Origin of the sequence: Streptomyces sp. CB02261 (genome assembly GCF_001905665.1) — a bacterium.
In the GTDB taxonomy this organism is placed as follows: domain Bacteria; phylum Actinomycetota; class Actinomycetes; order Streptomycetales; family Streptomycetaceae; genus Streptomyces.
Window position 1 is genome coordinate 812,480 of the sequence record NZ_LIVX01000002.1, and the last position, 15,066, is coordinate 827,545.

Annotated in this window: 15 protein-coding genes; 1 reads left to right on the plus strand and 14 read right to left on the minus strand. The window is 70.5% G+C overall.

The genetic code is table 11. The features are described 5' to 3' along the window. Positions 1–2: 2 nt before the first annotated feature. The 11 genes from nuoK to AMK29_RS09365 are packed head-to-tail and all read right to left on the minus strand — an operon-like array spanning position 3 to position 10,611. Complete coding sequence (nuoK, locus tag AMK29_RS09315; protein WP_030214504.1) at positions 3–302, minus strand: NADH-quinone oxidoreductase subunit NuoK; 300 nt, start codon at positions 300–302, stop codon at positions 3–5. Continuing rightward, the gene (locus tag AMK29_RS09320) at positions 299–1,126 is read right to left on the minus strand and encodes an NADH-quinone oxidoreductase subunit J (RefSeq protein WP_073810357.1); all 828 of its coding nucleotides are present in this window, start codon (positions 1,124–1,126) and stop codon (positions 299–301) included. The genes nuoK and AMK29_RS09320 overlap by 4 nt, the downstream gene beginning before the upstream one ends. Continuing rightward, a complete protein-coding gene (nuoI, locus tag AMK29_RS09325) occupies positions 1,123–1,719 on the minus strand; it encodes an NADH-quinone oxidoreductase subunit NuoI (RefSeq protein ID WP_073810359.1) in 597 nt (198 codons plus the stop codon). Before nuoI ends, AMK29_RS09320 begins: the two co-directional genes overlap by 4 nt. Next, positions 1,694–3,052 carry an NADH-quinone oxidoreductase subunit NuoH gene (gene nuoH / locus AMK29_RS09330; protein ID WP_073810361.1) on the minus strand — a complete coding sequence of 453 codons (1,359 nt, stop codon included), beginning with the start codon at positions 3,050–3,052 and terminating at the stop codon, positions 1,694–1,696. The genes nuoI and nuoH overlap by 26 nt, the downstream gene beginning before the upstream one ends. After that, positions 3,049–5,532 (minus strand): NADH-quinone oxidoreductase subunit G, encoded by a 2,484-nt coding sequence (locus AMK29_RS09335; protein WP_073810363.1) that lies wholly within the window; start codon positions 5,530–5,532, stop codon positions 3,049–3,051. The genes nuoH and AMK29_RS09335 overlap by 4 nt, the downstream gene beginning before the upstream one ends. After that, positions 5,529–6,881 carry an NADH-quinone oxidoreductase subunit NuoF gene (gene nuoF / locus AMK29_RS09340; protein ID WP_198942201.1) on the minus strand — a complete coding sequence of 451 codons (1,353 nt, stop codon included), beginning with the start codon at positions 6,879–6,881 and terminating at the stop codon, positions 5,529–5,531. The genes AMK29_RS09335 and nuoF overlap by 4 nt, the downstream gene beginning before the upstream one ends. Beyond that, complete coding sequence (nuoE, locus tag AMK29_RS09345; RefSeq protein ID WP_073810367.1) at positions 6,878–7,618, minus strand: NADH-quinone oxidoreductase subunit NuoE; 741 nt, start codon at positions 7,616–7,618, stop codon at positions 6,878–6,880. Before nuoE ends, nuoF begins: the two co-directional genes overlap by 4 nt. Then, positions 7,615–8,937 (minus strand): NADH-quinone oxidoreductase subunit D, encoded by a 1,323-nt coding sequence (locus AMK29_RS09350; protein ID WP_073810368.1) that lies wholly within the window; start codon positions 8,935–8,937, stop codon positions 7,615–7,617. Before AMK29_RS09350 ends, nuoE begins: the two co-directional genes overlap by 4 nt. Continuing rightward, complete coding sequence (locus AMK29_RS09355) at positions 8,934–9,683, minus strand: NADH-quinone oxidoreductase subunit C (RefSeq protein WP_073810369.1); 750 nt, start codon at positions 9,681–9,683, stop codon at positions 8,934–8,936. Before AMK29_RS09355 ends, AMK29_RS09350 begins: the two co-directional genes overlap by 4 nt. Further along, complete coding sequence (locus AMK29_RS09360) at positions 9,680–10,234, minus strand: NuoB/complex I 20 kDa subunit family protein (RefSeq protein WP_024756031.1); 555 nt, start codon at positions 10,232–10,234, stop codon at positions 9,680–9,682. Before AMK29_RS09360 ends, AMK29_RS09355 begins: the two co-directional genes overlap by 4 nt. A 17-nt stretch (positions 10,235–10,251) precedes the next feature. Continuing rightward, positions 10,252–10,611, minus strand: a complete 360-nt coding sequence (locus AMK29_RS09365) for an NADH-quinone oxidoreductase subunit A (protein ID WP_019888619.1) — start codon at positions 10,609–10,611, stop codon at positions 10,252–10,254. Between the two features lie 669 nt (positions 10,612–11,280). Between AMK29_RS09365 and AMK29_RS09370 the strand changes: the two genes are divergently transcribed. Further along, on the plus strand, positions 11,281–12,168 hold the full coding sequence (locus tag AMK29_RS09370) for a C40 family peptidase (protein WP_073810370.1): 888 nt from the start codon (positions 11,281–11,283) through the stop codon (positions 12,166–12,168). 78 nt (positions 12,169–12,246) lie between these two features. Here the strand turns inward: AMK29_RS09370 and AMK29_RS09375 are convergent, their stop codons facing one another. The 3 genes from AMK29_RS09375 to AMK29_RS09385 all read right to left on the minus strand — a co-directional run bounded on the left by AMK29_RS09375 (position 12,247) and on the right by AMK29_RS09385 (position 15,063). Beyond that, positions 12,247–13,533, minus strand: coding sequence for a geranylgeranyl reductase family protein (locus tag AMK29_RS09375; RefSeq protein WP_073810371.1), 1,287 nt, complete (start codon positions 13,531–13,533; stop codon positions 12,247–12,249). A 111-nt stretch (positions 13,534–13,644) separates the two neighbouring features. After that, a complete protein-coding gene (locus AMK29_RS09380) occupies positions 13,645–14,337 on the minus strand; it encodes a demethylmenaquinone methyltransferase (protein ID WP_073810372.1) in 693 nt (230 codons plus the stop codon). A 126-nt stretch (positions 14,338–14,463) separates the two neighbouring features. Beyond that, positions 14,464–15,063 carry an imidazolonepropionase-like domain-containing protein gene (locus AMK29_RS09385; protein WP_073810373.1) on the minus strand — a complete coding sequence of 200 codons (600 nt, stop codon included), beginning with the start codon at positions 15,061–15,063 and terminating at the stop codon, positions 14,464–14,466. Positions 15,064–15,066 lie beyond the last annotated feature (3 nt).

A 15,066-nucleotide genomic window follows, 5' to 3' on the forward strand; every position in this document is an offset into this window, starting at 1 on the left:
CCTTACAGCTTCATCAGGCTGGCGTCGTCGACCGAGGCCGAGTGGCGGGCACGGAAGACGGACACGATGATCGCGAGCCCGACGACGACCTCCGCGGCGGCGACGACCATCGTGAAGAAGGCGATGATCTGGCCGTCGAGGTTTCCGTGCATACGGGAGAAGGCGACGAACGCGAGGTTGCAGGCGTTGAGCATCAGCTCGACGCACATGAAGACCACGATCGCGTTCCGCCGGATCAGCACCCCGGCCGCACCGATGGTGAACAGCAGGGCGGCGAGGTACAGGTAGTTGACGGGATTCACCGGCTGGCCTCCTCTTCGTCCCGGTCCCGGCCGAGCCGCTCCTCGGAGCGCTGCTCCAGCGCCTTGAGGTCGGCGAGGGCCTCGGTGGACACGTCCCGGATCTGGCCCCGCTTGCGCAGGGTCTGCATGACGGTGAGCTCCGCCGGGGTGCCGTCGGGCAGCAGACCGGCGATGTCCACCGCGTTGTGCCGGGCGTAGACACCGGGCGCGGGCAGCGGCGGCACGTGCGTGCCTTCCCGTACGCGCTGCTCGGAGAGCTCGCGCTGGGTGCGGGCCCGCTCGGTGCGCTCGCGGTGGGTGAGCACCATCGCGCCGACGGCGGCGGTGATGAGGAGCGCGCCGGTGATCTCGAAGGCGAAGACGTACTTGGTGAAGATCAGGGCGGCGAGCCCCTCCACGTTCCCGCCGTAGGCGCTGTTGGCGGCGCCGAGCCCGGCGAACTCCGTCAGCGAGGCGTTCCCGATGCCGGCCGCCAGCAGGATGCCGAAGCCGAGCCCACAGGCGGCGGCCCACCAGCGCTGGCCCTTGAGGGTCTCCTTCAGCGAGTCGGCGGCCGTGACACCGACCAGCATGACGACGAAGAGGAAGAGCATCATGATCGCGCCGGTGTAGACGACGATCTGGACGATGCCGAGGAAGTACGCCCCGTTGGCCAGGTAGAAGACCGCCAGGATGATCATGGTGCCGGCGAGGCAGAGCGCCGAGTGGACGGCCCGCCGCATCAGGATCGTGCACAGCGCGCCGATGACGGCGACGGTGCCGAGGACCCAGAACTGGAAGGCCTCACCGGACGAGGTCGTGTAGGCGGCGAGCTGCGCGCTCATGCGTCCACCTCTTCCGACTCGCCCGTCTCCCCCTGGGACACCGCGACCTGCCGGACCGTGTCGGGCGCGGCCTCCGTGACCAGCCCCCGGTAGTAGTCCTGCTCGGTCATGCCCGGGAAGATCGCGTGCGGGGTGTCGACCATGGTGTCCTCTAGTCCCGCGAGGAGCTGCTCCTTGGTGTAGATCAGGTTCGCGCGGGAGGAGTCGGCCAGCTCGAACTCGTTGGTCATCGTCAGCGCCCGCGTGGGGCAGGCCTCGATGCACAGCCCGCACAGGATGCAGCGGGCATAGTTGATCTGGTAGACGCGGCCGTAGCGCTCACCGGGCGAGTAGCGCTCCTCCTCCGTGTTCTCCGCGCCCTCCACGTAGATGGCGTCGGCGGGACAGGCCCAGGCGCACAGCTCGCAGCCGACGCACTTCTCCAGACCGTCGGGGTGACGGTTGAGCTGGTGCCGGCCGTGGAAGCGGGGCGCCGTCGTCTTCTGCTGCTCCGGGTACTGCTCGGTCAGCCGCTTCTTGAACATGGCCTTGAAGGTCACGCCGAAGCCGGCCACCGGATTCTGGAAGTCAGACACCGTCCGTCTCCTTTCCATCACTCGCAGTAGCAGTATCGGGGGCGCCACTGACAACGAGGTCCCGGTCCCGCCGCGGCCTGCGCCGGGGCACGGGCGGCAGGGACTGTCCGGGCAGGGGCGGTACGGGGAAGCCGCCGGCCATCGGGTCGAACTCGCGCTCCTCGGCGGGCCCGGCCGCGGCCTTCGCCTTCCGGTCGCGGAAGACGTCGACGACGAAGGAGATCAGCAGCAGCCCGAGGACGGCCCCCGCGACGTACAGGACGATGTCGGTGAAGGCGATGTTCTCGTTCCGCAGCGCCCGGACGGTGGCGACCAGCATCAGCCAGACCACGGAGACCGGGATGAGGACCTTCCAGCCGAGCTTCATCAGCTGGTCGTAGCGGACGCGGGGCAGGGTGCCCCGGAGCCAGATGAAGAAGAACAGCAGCAGCTGCACCTTGAGGACGAACCAGAGCATGGGCCACCAGCCGTGGTTGGCGCCCTCCCAGAAGGTGGAGACCGGGTACGGGGCCCGCCAGCCGCCCAGGAAGAGGGTCACCGACACGGCCGAGACCGTCACCATGTTCACGTACTCGGCGAGCATGAACATCGCGAACTTGATGGACGAGTACTCGGTGTTGAAGCCGCCGACGAGGTCTCCCTCGGACTCCGGCATGTCGAAGGGGGCGCGGTTCGTCTCGCCGACCATCGTGACGATGTAGATGATGAACGACACCGGCAGCAGGATCACGAACCAGCGGTCCGCCTGCGCCTCGACGATGGCCGAGGTCGACATCGACCCGGAGTAGAGGAAGACCGACGCGAAGGCCGCGCCCATCGCGATCTCGTACGAGATCATCTGCGCGCAGGAGCGGAGGCCGCCGAGCAGCGGGTACGTGGAGCCGGACGACCAGCCGGCGAGGACGATGCCGTAGATGCCGACGGAGGCGACCGCGAGGACGTACAGCATCGCGATCGGCAGGTCGGTGAGCTGCATCGCGGTGCGGTGGCCGAAGATCGAGACCTCGTTGCCGGCCGGTCCGAAGGGGATCACGGCGATCGCCATGAACGCGGGGATCGCGGCGACGATCGGGGCGAGGACGTAGACGACCTTGTCGGCCTTCTTGACGATCACGTCCTCCTTGAGCATCAGCTTGATGCCGTCCGCGAGGGACTGGAGGAGACCCCAGGGGCCGTGCCGGTTGGGGCCGACGCGCAGCTGCATCCAGGCGACGACCTTGCGCTCCCACACGATGGAGAAGAGCACGGTGATCATCAGGAAGGCGAAGCAGAAGACGGCCTTGATCAGGACGAGCCACCAGGGGTCCGTGCCGAACATGGACAGGTCTTCGGCGGCGAGGAGGGTGTTCATGCCTGGACCTCCTTCGTGGTGACCGCGCCGATGCGGACCAGGTCGCCGGGGCGGGCGCCGGTGTCGGAGAGGACGCCGCGGCCGGCCGAGTTCAGCGGGACCCACACGACCCGGTCGGGCATCTCGGTGACCTGGAGCGGGAAGGCCACCGAGCCGGCCGGGCCGGTGACCTCCAGGACGTCGCCGTCCTTGACGCCGGTGTCGGCGGCGGTGGCGGCGGAGAGCCGGGCGACCGCGGCGTGCCGGGTCCCGGCGAGGGCGGTGTCGCCCTCCTGGAGCCGGCCCAGGTCGAGCAGGAGCCGGTGTCCGGCGAGGACGGCCTCGCCGTCGCCGGCGCGGGGCGCGGCCTGGCCGGGTTCGACGGGCTCGGAGGCCCGCTCCTCTGTCCAGCCGCCGAGCCGGTCCAGCTCCCGCCGGACGGCCCTGAGGTCGGGCAGGCCCAGGTGGGCGTCGAGGGCGTCGGCGAGCATGTGGAGGACGCGCGCGTCACCGGGCGCGACCGGCCGGGTCATCTGCTCGGGCTTGAGCGCGGCCTCGAAGAGCCGGGCCCTGCCCTCCCAGTTGAGGAAGGTGCCGGACTTCTCGGCGACGGCGGCGACCGGGAGGACGACGTCGGCGCGGGCGGTGACCTCGCTGGGCCGCAGCTCCAGGGAGACCACGAAGGCCGCGTCGAGGGCCTCGCGCGCGCGTGCCGGGTCGGGCAGGTCGGCGACCTCGACGCCGGCGACGAGCAGGGCGCCGAGTTCGCCGGTGGCGGCGGCCTCGACGATCTGACCGGTGTCGCGCCCGTAGCGGTGCGGGAGTTCGCGGACGCCCCAGGCGGCGGCGACCTCCTCACGCGCGCGGGGGTGGGTCGCGGGCCGGCCGCCGGGCAGCAGCGCCGGGAGCGCTCCGGCCTCGACGGCTCCCCGTTCACCGGCGCGGCGCGGGATCCACACGAGCCGGGCGCCGGTGGCGGCCGAGGCGCGCAGGGCGGCGGTGAAGGCGCCGGGGACGGCGGCGAGCCGCTCGCCGACGGCGATGACGGCGCCTTCCTGGCGGAGGGCCTGGGCGGCGGCGAGGCCGTCGCCTTCGAGTCCGACCCGGGAGGTGAGCGCGTCGAGCCACTCGGTCTCGGTGCCGGGGGCGGCGGGCAGCAGGGTGCCGCCGGCCTTCTCCAGGCCGCGGGTCGCGAAGGCGGCGACCGCGTACGTCCGCTGGCCCTTCTTCCGCCAGGCCTTGCGCAGCCGCAGGAAGACGCCGGGGGCCTCCTCCTCGGACTCCAGGCCGACGAGGAGGACGGCCGGGGCGGCTTCGAGCGAGGTGTACGTGACGCCCGTGCCGTCCAGGTCGCGGCCGCGTCCGGCGACGGCGGAGGCCAGGAAGTCGGCCTCCTCGCCGGAGTGGACCCGGGCCCGGAAGTCGATGTCGTTGGTGTCGAGGGCGACCCGGGCGAACTTGGCGTACGCGTAGGAGTCCTCGACGGTCAGCCTGCCTCCGGTGAGGACACCGGTGCGGCCGCGGACGAGCCCGAGGGCGGCGGCCGCCAGGGCCTCGGGCCAGGACGCCGCCTCCAGTTCACCGGTGCCGGGGTTCCGGACGAGCGGGGTGGTGAGCCGGTCGCGCTGCTGGGCGTAGCGGAAGCCGAAGCGGCCCTTGTCGCAGATCCACTCCTCGTTGACCTCGGGGTCCTCGGCGGCGAGCCGCCGCATGACCTTGCCGCGCCGGTGGTCGGTGCGGGTGGCGCAGCCGCCCGCGCAGTGCTCGCACACCGACGGGGTGGAGACCAGGTCGAAGGGGCGGGAGCGGAAGCGGTAGGCGGCCGAGGTGAGGGCGCCGACCGGGCAGATCTGGATGGTGTTGCCGGAGAAGTACGACTCGAAGGGGTCGCCCTCGCCGGTGCCGACCTGCTGGAGCGCGCCGCGCTCGACGAGTTCGATCATCGGGTCGCCTGCGACCTGGTTGGAGAAGCGGGTGCAGCGGGCGCAGAGCACGCAGCGCTCGCGGTCGAGCAGGACCTGGGTGGAGAGCGGGATCGGCTTCTCGTAGGTCCGCTTGACGCCCTCGAAGCGGGACTCGGACTGCCCGTGGGACATGGCCTGGTTCTGCAGGGGGCACTCGCCGCCCTTGTCGCAGACGGGGCAGTCCAGCGGGTGGTTGATGAGGAGCAGCTCCATCACGCCGTGCTGGGCCTTCTCGGCCACGGGCGAGGTGAGCTGCGACTTCACCACCATGCCGTCGGTGCAGGTGATGGTGCAGGAGGCCATCGGCTTGCGCTGGCCCTCGACCTCGACGATGCACTGGCGGCAGGCGCCCGCGGGGTCGAGGAGCGGGTGGTCGCAGAAGCGCGGGATCTCGATGCCGAGCTGTTCGGCGGCGCGGATGACCAGGGTCCCCTTGGGGACGGTGATCTCGGCGCCGTCGATGGTCAGCGTGACGAGGTCCTCGGGCGGTACCGCCGGGGAACCGCCGCCGACGGGGCCGGCCGTGGTGACCGTCATGCCGTCACCTCCTTGTGGTTGTCCGCCCAGGCGGTCGACTTGGCGGGGTCGAAGGGGCAGCCCCGGCCGGTGATGTGCTGCTCGTACTCCGCGCGGAAGTACTTCAGCGAGGAGAAGATCGGCGAGGCGGCGCCGTCGCCGAGGGCGCAGAACGACTTGCCGTTGATGTTGTCGGCGATGTCGTTCAGCTTGTCGAGGTCGGACATCTGTCCCCGGCCCGCCTCGATGTCGCGGAGCAGCTGGACGAGCCAGTACGTGCCCTCGCGGCAGGGGGTGCACTTGCCGCAGGACTCGTGGGCGTAGAACTCGGTCCAGCGGGTGACGGCCCGGACGACGCAGGTGGTCTCGTCGAAGCACTGGAGTGCCTTGGTGCCGAGCATGGATCCGGCGGCGCCGACGCCCTCGTAGTCGAGGGGCACGTCGAGGTGCTCGTCGGTGAACATGGGGGTGGAGGAGCCGCCGGGGGTCCAGAACTTGAGGCGGTGGCCGGGGCGCATCCCGCCGCTCATGTCGAGGAGCTGGCGCAGGGTGATCCCGAGGGGCGCCTCGTACTGGCCGGGCGAGGCGACGTGCCCGCTCAGCGAGTAGAGCGTGAAGCCCGGGGACTTCTCGCTGCCCATCGAGGTGAACCATTCCTTGCCGCGCTGGAGGATCGCGGGAACGGAGGCGATGGACTCGACGTTGTTCACCACGGTGGGGCAGGCGTACAGCCCGGCGACCGCGGGGAAGGGCGGTCGCAGCCGGGGCTGGCCGCGGCGCCCTTCGAGCGAGTCGAGCAGCGCGGTCTCCTCGCCGCAGATGTACGCGCCGGCGCCGGCGTGCACGGTGAGTTCGAGGTCGAGTCCGCTGCCGAGGATGTTCGTGCCGAGGTAGCCGGCCGCGTAGGCCTCCCGGACGGCCTCGTGGAGGCGGCGCAGGACGGGGACGACCTCGCCGCGCAGGTAGATGAAGGCGTGGTTCGACCGGATCGCGTAACAGGCGATCACGATGCCCTCGATGAGGGAGTGCGGGTTGGCGAAGAGGAGCGGGATGTCCTTGCAGGTGCCGGGCTCTGACTCGTCGGCGTTGACGACGAGGTAGTGCGGCTTGCCGTCGCCCTGCGGGATGAACTGCCACTTCATGCCGGTGGGGAAGCCCGCGCCGCCGCGGCCGCGGAGTCCGGACTCCTTGACGTACGCGATGAGGTCGTCGGGGCTCATCCCGAGGGCCCGCCGGAGACCCCGGTATCCGTCGTGGCGCTCGTAGGTGTCCAGGGTCCAGGAGTCGGGCTGGTCCCAGAACGCCGACAGGACGGGCGAGAGAAGCTTCTCGGGGCTGCTGTTGTTGATCTCGGCGGCCAAGGTCATCACTCCCCCTCCTGACCGGAGGACTCACCGCGCGGGTGGACGATTCGGTGGGACGGGCTCTCGCCCTTGGCCAGACGCAGGCCGACGAGGGAGGCCGGGCCCGCGCCGCCGGTGGCCTCGACGGCGCCGGGGCGCTCGTCGGGGAAGCCGGCGAGGATGCGGGCGGTCTCCTTGAAGGTGCAGAGGGGGGCGCCGCGGGTGGGTTCGACGGTCCGTCCCGCGCGCAGGTCGTCCACCATCTTCTTGGCGGACTCGGGGGTCTGGTTGTCGAAGAACTCCCAGTTGACCATCACCACGGGCGCGAAGTCGCAGGCCGCGTTGCACTCGATGTGCTCGAGGGTGATGGTGCCGTCCTCGGTCGTCTCGTCGTTGCCGACGCCGAGGTGCTGCTTGAGCTCCTCGAAGATGGCGTCGCCGCCCATGACCGCGCAGAGCGTGTTGGTGCAGACGCCGACCTGGTAGTCGCCGGAGGGCTTGCGCCGGTACATCGTGTAGAAGGTGGCGACGGCGGTGACCTCGGCGGTGGTGAGTCCGAGCGTGTCGGCGCAGAACTGCATGCCGGTACGGGTCACATGGCCCTCCTCCGACTGCACGAGGTGCAGCATCGGCAGGAGCGCGGAGCGGGAGTCCGGGTAGCGGGCGATGATCTCCGCCGAGTCGGCGGCCAGCCGGGCGTGGACCTCGGCCGGGTACGCGGGGGCGGGGAGCTGGGGCATGCCCAGGCTGATCTGGTCGGTCATCGGTCGACGCCTCCCATCACGGGGTCGATGGAGGCGACGGCGACGATGACGTCGGCGACCTGGCCGCCCTCGCACATCGCGGCCATGGCCTGGAGGTTGGTGAAGGACGGGTCGCGGAAGTGGACCCGGTAAGGGCGGGTGCCGCCGTCGGAGACGACGTGCACGCCGAGTTCGCCCTTGGGTGACTCGACGGCCGCGTAGGCCTGCCCGGCCGGGACCCGGAAGCCCTCGGTGACCAGCTTGAAGTGGTGGATCAGGGCCTCCATGGAGGTGCCCATGATCTTCGCGATGTGGTCGGTGGAGTTGCCGAGGCCGTCGGCGCCGAGCGCGAGCTGCGCGGGCCAGGCGATCTTCTTGTCGCCGACCATGACCGGACCCGGCTCCAGGCGGTCGAGGCACTGTTCGACGATCCGGAGGGACTGCCGCATCTCCTCCAGGCGGACGAGGAAGCGTCCGTAGGAGTCGCAGGTGTCGGCGGTCGGGACGTCGAAGTCGTAGTTCTCGTAGCCGCAGTACGGGTCGGTCTTGCGCAGGTCGTGCGGGAGGCCCGCGGAGCGCAGGATCGGGCCGGTGGCGCCGAGGGCCATGCAGCCGGTGAGGTCGAGGTAGCCGACGTCCTGCATGCGGGCCTTGAAGATGGGGTTGCCGGTGGCGAGCTTGTCGTACTCCGGCAGGTTCTTCTTCATGGTCTTCACGAACTCGCGCACGGCGTCGACGGCGCCGGGCGGGAGGTCCTGGGCGAGGCCGCCGGGGCGGATGAACGCGTGGTTCATGCGCAGGCCCGTGATCAGCTCGTACAGGTCCAGGATCATCTCGCGGTCCCGGAAGCCGTAGATCATGATCGTGGTGGCGCCGAGCTCCATGCCGCCGGTGGCGATGCACACCAGGTGGGAGGAGAGCCGGTTGAGCTCCATCAGGAGGACGCGGATGACGCTGGCCCGGTCCGGGATCTGGTCGGTGATGCCGAGCAGCTTCTCCACGCCGAGGCAGTACGCCGTCTCGTTGTAGAACGAGGTGAGGTAGTCCATGCGCGTGACGAAGGTGGTGCCCTGCGTCCAGGTCCGGTACTCGAGGTTCTTCTCGATGCCGGTGTGGAGGTAGCCGATGCCGCAGCGGGCCTCGGTGACGGTCTCGCCGTCGATCTCCAGGATGAGCCGGAGCACCCCGTGGGTGGAGGGGTGCTGGGGGCCCATGTTGACGATGATGCGTTCGTCGTCGGCCTTGGCCGCGGACTGGACGACCTCTTCCCAGTCGCCGCCGGTCACCGTGTAGACGGCGCCTTCTGTCGTCTCGCGGGGAGACGCGTGGGGAGTGGTCACGAGTACGACCTCCGCTGGTCCGGAGCCGGGATCTGGGCGCCCTTGTACTCGACGGCGATGCCGCCGAGGGGGTAGTCCTTGCGCTGCGGGTGGCCCTGCCAGTCGTCCGGCATCATGATCCGGGTGAGGGCGGGGTGGCCGTCGAAGACGATGCCGAAGAAGTCGTACGTCTCGCGCTCGTGCCAGTCGTTCGTCGGGTAGACGGCGACGAGCGACGGGATCCGCGGGTCGGCGTCGGGGGCCGACACCTCCAGGCGGATCATCCGGCCGTGGGTGAGCGACCGCAGGTGGTAGACGGCGTGCAGCTCGCGACCCTTGTCGCCCGGGTAGTGGACCCCGGAGACGCCGGTACAGAGCTCGAAGCGGAGCGCCGGGTCGTCGCGCAGGGTGCGGGCCACGCGGACGAGGTGCTCGCGCTCGATGTGGAACGTGAGCTCGTCGCGGTCGACGACCGTCCTCTCGATGGCGTTGTCGGGGAGCAGGCCCTGCTCCCCGAGGGCGCCCTCGAGTTCGTCGGCGACCTCGTCGAACCAGCCGCCGTAGGGGCGGGAGGCCGGGCCGGGGAGCCGGATCGAGCGGACGAGGCCGCCGTAGCCGGAGGTGTCGGCGCCGCTCTGGGCGCCGAACATGCCGCGCTGGACGCGGACCTCCTCGCCGTGGTCCCCGCGCTGACCGGGCAGGTTCTGCTCGCTCAGCTCCTTCTCGGGGTTGGGTGTCTCGTCACCCTTCGGTGTCTGGTCGGTCACCGCAGCAGACCCTTCAACTCGATCGTGGGCAGCGCCTTGAGCGCCGCCTCCTCCGCCTCCCGCGCCGCCTCCTCGGCGTTCACGCCGAGCTTGGAGGTCTGGATCTTCTGGTGGAGTTTGAGGATCGCGTCGAGCAGCATCTCCGGACGCGGCGGGCAGCCGGGCAGGTAGATGTCGACGGGCACGATGTGGTCGACGCCCTGGACGATCGCGTAGTTGTTGAACATGCCGCCGGAGGAGGCGCAGACGCCCATGGAGATGACCCACTTGGGGTTGGGCATCTGGTCGTAGACCTGCCTCAGGACGGGCGCCATCTTCTGGCTGACCCGGCCGGCGACGATCATCAGGTCGGCCTGGCGCGGTGAGCCGCGGAAGACCTCCATGCCGAAGCGGGCCAGGTCGTACCGGCCGGCTCCGGTGGTCATCATCTCGATGGCGCAGCAGGCGAGGCCGAAGGTCGCGGGGAACACGGACGCCTTGCGCACCCAGCCCGCGGCCTGTTCGACCGTCGTCAGCAGAAAGCCGCTCGGGAGTTTCTCTTCGAGTCCCATAGGTGCCCCTCAGCCCCTCAGTCCCATTCCAGGCCGCCGCGACGCCACACGTAGGCGTAGGCGACGAAGACGGTGAGCACGAAGAGCAGCATCTCCACGAGCCCGAAAAGCCCCAGGGCGTCGAAGGTGACGGCCCAGGGGTAGAGGAAGACGATCTCGATGTCGAAGACGATGAAGAGCATCGCCGTCAGGTAGTACTTGATCGGGAAGCGGCCGCCGCCGGCGGGAGTGGGCGTCGGCTCGATGCCGCACTCGTACGCCTCAAGTTTTGCCCTGTTGTACCGCTTTGGACCGATAAGCGTGGCCATGACCACGGAGAAGATCGCAAACCCCGCACCCAGGGCACCGAGCACGAGGACGGGCGCGTACGCATTCACGCTCCTCGCTCCTTCCAGTCGTCCTTGACCGTTGGACCGCACGGCCGGACCGTGAAAGATCGCCCCCATGTGAGGCAGTTCACAAGCCCGGCTGCCCCGCATCTTATGCCTGCCCCTCTGTGATCTGCGACACGGGGTACGCCAAGGAGTTTGTGATCTCCACCACCTGACGAAGGATCATGAAGTCGGATGAGCGGTGATCTTGTTGCGCGAAGCGCCCAGGTGATCACCAGATGTGACATCCGGACCGGAAATCGCTGATCGGAGGGGGTGTCGCACTATCAAGTGATGGCCCATACAGGCAAATTGGTGGTGGACGCATCCGGGTGATAAAGGAACCGCCCGTCGCCCGGTCGGGGGGCCCGGTGGACGCCGGTGGACGCGTGCGCGCTTTCACGAGCGTTCGTGAGACAGAAATGTGACCTGCACCACACCTCGGGGCCCCGAAAAAAGCGGGGCTTGGCCATGGGTGTCAAGAGGTGGTAAGCGTCGGTCAATTCGGGCGTTTCAATGAAAACCCGTGATCAAGGCCCAGATGGGCGATGCCCGTTTTGCCCGATACGGCGTCAATAAGGACGTCAGAGAAGCGGATTAGGCGGTTCCGAACGTAACTGTGGCGCAACCCACGTTTCTTGAAGGGAACCGCGTCGCCCTGATAGCGGTTGTCCCATGTCCCACACCGCTCACATACCCAGCCACCGGAAGCCCCGCCGCAGCGCCTCGAAGCTCGCGCTGCGCGCCGGAGTAGCCGGTGGCGTCCTCGGCACCATCGCGGTGGCCGGTGCTGCCGGGCCGGCGAATGCCGAGCCGGTGACCGAGACCATCGAAATGCCCACCCTGGGCTCCCTCGAGACCGGCGCCGGTCTCGCCAGCGCCGTGGCCGCGTCCGCCGAGGCCTCGCAGCAGGAGGCGCTCGACCAGAGCCTCCTGACGCAGGAGAACGCGGCGCTGCAGAAGGCCGCCAAGGAAGCCAAGAAGGCCAAGGCCGAGGCGGACCGCAAGGCCGCGGCCGAGCGCGCCGAGGCCGCTCGCCTCAAGGCCGAGCAGGAGCGCCAGGAAGCCGAGGAGCGCGCCTCCCGCGACCGTGCGCGCACCCAGCTCGCCACCACCTCCGCGAGCTCCTCCTCCGACGACGACTCGTCGTCGTCCTCCGACGGCGGCTCCTCGTCCGAGTCCGGCGACAGCGAGACGCAGGCCCCCTCCGGCTCCGCCGCCGCGATCGTGGCCTTCGCCCGCGCCCAGATCGGCGACGCCTACGTCTCCGGCGGCACCGGCCCCAACTCCTGGGACTGCTCCGGTCTCGTCCAGGCCGCCTACCGCGCGGCCGGCATCGACCTGCCCCGCATCTCGTACTCGCAGTCGAGCATGGGCACCTCCGTCTCCCTGAGCGACCTCCAGCCGGGCGACATCCTGTACTGGGGCAGCCGCAGCAACTCGTACCACGTCGCCATCTACGTGGGCGGCGGCAACTTCGTCGGCGCGCAGAACACGTCGACCGGTGTCGTCGAGCGCTCCCTCGACTGGGACTCCCCGTCGGGCGCGGTCCGCATCCTCTGATCGACCCCGCCACCACGCCGAAGGGCCGTCACTCCTCGGGGGAGGGACGGCCCTTCGGCGTGTGCCGGTACCGGCGCGTCAGGCCTTCGGCGCGACCTTCGAGAGGCCGTTGATGATGCGGTCCATGGCGTCGCCGCCCGTCGGGTCCGTCAGGTTCGCCAGCATCTTCAGCGTGAACTTCATCAGGAGCGGGTGGCTCAGACCGCGCTGCGTGGCGATCTTCATGATCTTCGGGTTGCCGATGAGCTTCACGAACGCACGGCCGAGCGTGTAGTAGCCGCCGTAGGTGTCCTTGAGGACCTGCGGGTAGTTCCGCAGGGCCAGTTCGCGCTGCGCGGGGGTCGCGCGGGCGTGGGCCTGGACGATGACGTCGGCCGCGATCTGGCCGGACTCCATGGCGTACGCGATGCCCTCGCCGTTGAACGGGTTGACCAGGCCGCCCGCGTCACCGACGAGCAGCAGGCCCCTGGTGTAGTGCGGCTGGCGGTTGAAGGCCATCGGGAGGGCTGCGCCGCGGATCGGCATCGTCATGTTGTCCGGGGTGAAGCCCCAGTCCTCGGGCATCGAGGCGCACCAGGCCTTGAGGACCTCGCGCCAATCCAGCTCCTTGAACGCCGACGACGAGTCGAGGATGCCGAGACCGACGTTGGAGGTGCCGTCGCCCATGCCGAAGATCCAGCCGTAGCCGGGGAGGAGACGGTCCTGCGCGCCGCGCCGGTCCCACAGCTCCAGCCAGGACTCCAGGTAGTCGTCCTCGTGCCGCGGGGTGGTGAAGTACGTCCGGACGGCCACGCCCATCGGCCGGTCCTCGCGCCGGTGCAGGCCCATGGCGAGGGAGAGCCGGGTGGAGTTGCCGTCGGCGGCGACGACGAGCGGGGCGTGGAAGGTGACCTCGCGCTTCTCCTCGCCGAGCTTGGCCTGGACGCCGGTGATCCGGCCCGTACGGTCGTCGATGACGGGGGCGCCGACGTTGCAGCGCTCGTACAGGCGGGCGCCGGCCTTCTGCGCCTGGCGGGCCAGCTGCTCGTCGAAGTCGTCGCGCTTGCGGACCAGTCCGTAGTCCGGGTACGAGGCGAGCTCCGGCCAGTCCAGCTCCAGGCGGACGCCGCCGCCGATGATCCGCAGGCCCTTGTTGCGCAGCCAGCCGGCCTCCTCGGAGATGTCGATCCCCATGGAGACGAGCTGCTTGGTGGCACGGGGCGTGAGGCCGTCGCCGCAGACCTTCTCGCGGGGGAACGCGGTCTTCTCCAGGAGCAGGACGTCGAGCCCCGCCTTGGCCAGGTAGTACGCCGTGGTGGAACCCGCCGGGCCCGCCCCGACGACGATCACATCTGCGGTGTGCTCGGAGAGGGGCTGCTCGGTCACGGCGGAGTCTCCCGAAGGTGAGGCGATGAGGACGTATCGCAGTCTATGGGTGGCGGCGGCGCCGGGACCGGAGGGTCACCCCACCGCCCGCACCCGTCGGCCCGGTCGCCGTCAGGCCTTGAAGCCCCGGTGGAGCGCGACGATCCCACCGGTCAGGTTCCGCCAGGCCACCCGCGACCAGCCGGCCTTCTGCAGCAGGCCCGCCAGGGTCGGCTGGTCCGGCCAGGACTGGATGGACTCCGCGAGGTACACGTACGCGTCGGGGTTGGACGACACGGCACGGGCCACCGGCGGCAGCGCGCGCATCAGGTACTCCTCGTACACCGTGCGGAACGGCGCCCACGTCGGGTGCGAGAACTCGGAGATGACGACCCGGCCGCCGGGCTTCGTCACCCGGTACAGCTCGCGCAGCGCCTGCTCGGTGTCCTGGATGTTCCGCAGCCCGAAGGAGATGGTGACGGCGTCGAACACGTCGTCGCGGAAGGGCAGCTTCGTACCGTCGCCGGCCGTGAACGGCATCCACGGGTGCCGCTTCTTGCCGACCTGGAGCATCCCCAGCGAGAAGTCACAGGGCACGACGTACGCCCCCGCGCGCGCGAAGGGCTGCGAGGAGGTCGCCGTGCCCGCGGCCAGGTCCAGGATCCTCTGCGCGGGGCGGGCGTCGACCGCCTTCGCGACCTCCTTGCGCCAGCGCCGGTCCTGGCCCAGGGAGAGCACGTCATTGGTGAGGTCGTAGTTCGCCGCCACGTCGTCGAACATCGAAGCGACTTCGTGCGGCTGCTTGTCCAGGGTGGCGCGGGTCACTGGCGTTCGGCCTCGCAGACTCGGGTACGGGCGGGCACGCCCATTGTCTCAGCACCCCTCCCGCCCCGACCGGCAGGGCGCGCTCATCCGGCGTGCAAGACGGGGCGCACCGGGCGGTGGGCGGGCTCAGCGGGCGCGGTGGACCAGGCGGCCGGTGAGGACCGTGGCGACGCAGGTCGACGCGCCGAGGCGGACCAGGGCCGCCCGGTCGGGCACGTCGAAGACGGCGAAGCGCGCGGGGCCTCCCGGCACCAGGCCGGGCAGGAGCACCAGCGGCACCGGGGAGAAGGACGGCGGGCCCGGGAGCGTCTCCGGGCGCCGGCCGACGACGAGACCGGCCCGGCGCACGGCGTCCAGGGCCGCCCGCCCGCGCAGTTCCCCGGCGACGGCGACCGTGCCGTGCGCGAGCAGCCGCTGTACCGCGCGGCGCGCGGAGGCGCCGCGCCGGGAGGGGTCGGCCCGGAAGATCCGCTGCGCCCGCTCCCCGGTGATCGGTTCGGTGCCGAAGCCCGCGGCCTCCCGGGGGTCCGGGTGGTACATGCCCTCCAGGAGTTCGGGCCCGAACGGGTTGAGGAGCCCGGGGGTGAGGATGCCCGGCCACCTCCGCACCCGTGCCTCGGGGCGGAGGGCGGCCAGGTCCTCGTACGGTCCGACGGCGGCGATGAGGGCGCCGTCGACCAGGACGGCGGTCTCGGGTGTCGCCTCGGCGACGTGGAGGGTCAGCACCGG

What these genes read in the sequence shown, in the direction of transcription:
- AMK29_RS09335 (WP_073810363.1), bottom strand. Translation starts at nt 5,532, where the DNA reads ATGACGGTCACCACGGCCGGCCCCGTCGGCGGCGGTTCCCCGGCGGTA.
- AMK29_RS09360 (WP_024756031.1), bottom strand. Translation starts at nt 10,234, where the DNA reads ATGGGACTCGAAGAGAAACTCCCGAGCGGCTTTCTGCTGACGACGGTC.
- nuoI (WP_073810359.1), bottom strand. Translation starts at nt 1,719, where the DNA reads ATGGAAAGGAGACGGACGGTGTCTGACTTCCAGAATCCGGTGGCCGGC.
- nuoH (WP_073810361.1), bottom strand. Translation starts at nt 3,052, where the DNA reads ATGAACACCCTCCTCGCCGCCGAAGACCTGTCCATGTTCGGCACGGAC.
- AMK29_RS09320 (WP_073810357.1), bottom strand. Translation starts at nt 1,126, where the DNA reads ATGAGCGCGCAGCTCGCCGCCTACACGACCTCGTCCGGTGAGGCCTTC.
- AMK29_RS09370 (WP_073810370.1), top strand. Translation starts at nt 11,281, where the DNA reads ATGTCCCACACCGCTCACATACCCAGCCACCGGAAGCCCCGCCGCAGC.
- nuoE (WP_073810367.1), bottom strand. Translation starts at nt 7,618, where the DNA reads ATGACCGACCAGATCAGCCTGGGCATGCCCCAGCTCCCCGCCCCCGCG.